The sequence below is a fragment of the Spiroplasma sp. Moj genome, assembly GCF_016082285.1.
GTDB classification, from domain to species: Bacteria; Bacillota_I; Bacilli_A; order Mycoplasmatales; family Mycoplasmataceae; genus Spiroplasma; species Spiroplasma phoeniceum.
In genome coordinates, this window is the sequence record NZ_MQTY02000089.1 from 38 (window position 1) to 4,133 (window position 4,096).

The 4,096-nt window shown below is 26.7% G+C and carries 4 protein-coding genes and 1 pseudogene (1 of these 5 only partly in view); 1 reads left to right on the top strand and 4 read right to left on the bottom strand.

Annotated features, from left to right (window positions below):
- The 4 genes and pseudogenes from BST80_RS04320 to BST80_RS04335 all read right to left on the bottom strand — a co-directional run.
- Positions 1-1,730, bottom strand: a pseudogene (locus tag BST80_RS04320) (adhesin) (its annotated part extends 37 nt beyond the left edge of the window); the annotation flags it as partial.
- A gap of 366 nt (positions 1,731-2,096) precedes the next feature.
- Positions 2,097-2,300, bottom strand: coding sequence for a hypothetical protein (locus BST80_RS04325; RefSeq protein ID WP_415746119.1), 204 nt, complete (start codon positions 2,298-2,300; stop codon positions 2,097-2,099).
- Complete coding sequence (locus tag BST80_RS04330) at positions 2,252-3,028, bottom strand: ParA family protein (RefSeq protein ID WP_415746120.1); 777 nt, start codon at positions 3,026-3,028, stop codon at positions 2,252-2,254. Before BST80_RS04330 ends, BST80_RS04325 begins: the two co-directional genes overlap by 49 nt.
- 2 nt (positions 3,029-3,030) lie before the next feature.
- Positions 3,031-3,270, bottom strand: coding sequence for a hypothetical protein (locus tag BST80_RS04335; RefSeq protein WP_400248936.1), 240 nt, complete (start codon positions 3,268-3,270; stop codon positions 3,031-3,033).
- 443 nt (positions 3,271-3,713) lie between these two features.
- On the opposite strand from BST80_RS04335, the gene BST80_RS04340 reads away from it, so the two are divergent.
- Positions 3,714-3,989: a hypothetical protein gene (locus BST80_RS04340; protein WP_415746121.1), complete on the top strand. Its 276-nt coding sequence runs from the start codon at positions 3,714-3,716 to the stop codon at positions 3,987-3,989.
- Positions 3,990-4,096 lie beyond the last annotated feature (107 nt).

Genomic DNA, 4,096 nt, shown 5'->3' on the forward strand with positions numbered 1-4,096 from the left:
ATTTGTAAATAAACATTGTTAGTATGACCTAGGTTATCAGATAGTTCAACAACATATTTACCCTCCTTTGTTGCCAACTGTGACCCATCAAGTTTAATGCCACTTGTAGGGTCAATGTTGTTTGAATGTGATGTTTTATTTCATTGCTCATCACAGCCATAAACAATACCAGTTATAACACTGCTTGCGGTTGGTTTTATCATCATGATAACACTTTCACTATTCGCATAATAGAATGTATTAACTGGGTTAGTGAGATTACTTGTATCAATTTGACCAAGATAATCTTTTATTACCGTTGCTGTTGATGATGTTGGTTGTAGGTCAATTTTTAAGTCAAGCGCCGTTGCTGACACAATATTGTATTTAACAACAACCGAACCCGCGTAACTTTTACTATCTTTTTTCGCAGTTAAAATTGCAGAGTGATTATCTTTATTTGTTATTTCAACTTGAGAAAAATCATCAATGACATTGCTATTTTTTTGATTAACAGCAGCGAAAATAGTATCATCGTTATTATCCAAAATATTTCCTAAATCAGTTGTTTTGATTAAATCACTTAGATTTTGTTGCACTGGTGGAGTTGGTGGCTCTATTTTTGCCTGCATAGAAACAATAATATTACTTGTATATTGTTTACCATCTAAAGTAAACACTACTTGTAAATTATGGTCTTTCTCGCTAGTTTCAGGTTTCACATTGATAGTCCAGTGTTTATTTGTTTGTCCTTGTTGGACATTATCAAATACAACTTTATCAGTATTTGGATTGGCAATATCAATGTTTAACTCCCCATCCACGCTAAGCACATCAGGGCGAGTTCAAGTTTTCGTTTTACTACTATCAACCAAAGCAAATTGACTTTGTTGTTTTACCCAATCTAAAACAGTTGTTGTAAAATAAATACCATTATTTTTTTTAAAGTAAATATTGTTATTATATTTATCAACTATAAGAGATTTAAAATCATCAATACCATTTATTTGGGCTGGTGTTGTAGAACCTTGTTTTAAAACAAAGGCACCATCCTTCGTACCAAAATAAATGTTATCTTTACTATCAACGGCAATATTTTTAAAACCATCAATACCATTTATTTGGGCTGGTGTTGTAGAACCTTGTTTTAAAACAAAGGCACCATCCTTCGTACCAAAATAAATGTTATCTTTACTATCAACGGCAATATTTTTAAAACCATCAATACCATTTATTTGGGCTGGTGTTGTAGAACCTTGTTTTAAAACAAAGGCACCATACGATGACATAAAATAAATGTTATTGCTACTATCAACCGTAATTTTTGATATATAACCACTAATACCATTTATTTTTGCTGCAGTATCAGACCCATCTTTTAAAAAATATATACCATTTGTTGTACCAAAATAAATGTTATCTTTACTATCAACGGCAACAACAAAGTCACTAATTTTATCATTTATTCCATCAATTTTTGTTGGTGTTGTAGAACCCTTTTTCAACACAAAAAAATCAACATTTAAATAATAAATAACGCCTTTTCCATCAATAACAAAGGAAACAATATCCTTTGGTATAAAAATATTTTCTTTTATTGGAAGATACTCGTTGTTTGAATTAGAGTTAATTACAAAATCGCGTTTGACATGATTTTGTACTGTGTTGGCTAGCAACGGCGCAGGAACGCTCGCTGTGAGCGTAGTTATTGTTAATAAGCTTAGTAATTTTTTCATATTATATATTTTCATTTTTGTATTCCTTTCTGGAAAATAAAAATAGGAATAGCACCACCGCACTATTCCCACAAGCAATTTACAACATATTTCAAAGCAGTATCATAAAAAACCACCAAGAAATATGTTAAAATTGTCTGTGGAAACGCTAGTAAACGCTAGTGTTTCCACGATACTAAATTGTTTACTATACAATTTAGTATCACCAAATTTTTATTAAAAATATTTAATTACATAAATATTATANACTANATATATTTTTATATNTAGTTTTTTTNNTTTTAAAAGAGAAGATTTTATATTTNATACTTGATACATTTAGAGTAACATAACATACCAAAGATAAAAAATATCTTGGTAATCAAATTATAACATAATTCTTTATTTATGGCAGTTTTTATCGCCCATATTGATAGTAAATCACTTATCATCAACTTTTTGGATGACAAAGCTACAATTCAGACATTTTTGTAAATCAACATCAACAAGCATTAAATTATGATTGATAGTATCTTTATTTTCTACTTTTTTCATTGTTATTTGATTTCTTTGATGAGTTCTTCATATGCTTGTTTTTGCCGCCAATATGTAGGGTTAGTTCATATTGTGTCTAATTTAACTGTATTTTTGGAAAAAGTATCTGAGTGTTTAATCTCACATTTTAATAAATATTGAGTAAGATTATCATTTTTTAATCATTCCAAAATGGTTTCTGTAACATCATTATTTTTTACATTATTTAATAAAATCTTAATATTTGGTGGTTCTTTATTAATAATTTTAGCAATATGATTTAAAGTATTTTTTAAATCTAATACTCCTTTATAACAACCTCCATCATCAGTTAACGGTGCTATTATTAAATCAGATAACATCAAAAAACTAAGGGATAATTCATTAATAGATGGTGGATAATCAATCAACACATAATCATAACCATCAAAAGTTTTATAATTTTCCATATATAGAGTATCTGCTATTAAATGTTGGTCTTTTTCATTTGAATAGTTTAAATTTAAAATAGCAGATACTTTATTTAGTTGTTCCCCACCAACAATAATGTTAATGTTTTTATACTTTGTTTGTTGAATAAGTTGTTCTATTTTTATTAATTCTGGTTCGATTAAAATAGACTTAATTGTTTTATTTTTATTATAAACATTATTAACTAAATTTAGTGTTAAAGTTGCTTGCGGGTCAAGGTCAATCAATAAAACATTTGTCCCATCAAGTGCTAACTTATAAGCAACATTTTTGCAAATAGTGGTTTTTCCGACCCCACCTTTTTTTACTGCAAAACTAATCATCTTCATTTTTATTCCTCCAAGTCTATATTATATCTATCCGCTAATATTTCATTCATTAAAGTTGTTAATTGCCATTTTTTTATTTTTGCTTCTTTTCTAAATTCCTTAACCACTTGTGAATTGCATTTCATACGCGGCATAAAAGTAGAATTATCTAATTTTTTAAATTCTCTGACATCACTAAAGCTTGATGTTTTATTTATTAAATTTTTGGTTATATTTGTTTTTTCTTTATCTATATTTGGCATAATTATTTTATTTCCTTTCTAAAATAATTATTTATACTTTAAATAGTAAATATAATTATTATTAATTATAATATCAAAAATATAATTAAAATCAAGTGTTTTTATATAAATAATTATTTATAATTATTTATACTTTAAATAGTAAATATAATTATTTTATAAAAAATAATTATGATAATATTAATTATAAAATTTTATTACCATTTGCCGATGAAAATAACTTTCAATGCGTTACAGACAACGATAGCAAAACAAGCAATGAAAAACCTTTGTAAAATAAGGGTTTTAAGTAGGGGGCTAAGTCAAATTATTCAGTTTAAATTGCTCTAAATATTTCACCATTATACTAATCAATTACTTATGATATAATTATTTTTGTATCAAATATCAAAAATTTATTAAAATAATATAAATTAATACAATTTCAGAAAGGAAATAAGCAAATGAAAAAATTACTAAGCTTATTAACAATAACTACGCTCACAGCAAGCGTTCCTGCGCCGTTGCTAGCCAACACAACTCTAGAAAGAATAAAATGCGATATTGAGGCAACCGAAAAAGATGTTAATACACGTGTAATAAAAACTGATGGAATTAACTTGCCGACTATTGAACAAATTAAAGACAAATTAAAAGAATTAAATCCACAATTAGACATCACAAAAATTAACGTTACAAACATTACTAATAACAGTGCAACAATTAGACTTCTTGCATAACCTAGTTATTTTAAAATTCCTATAAAATATATTTAAAATAGAAATTATAGGAATCTAAAATTATGAAATTTGATAAATTTGATTTTATTAATGATTAAAGAATTATT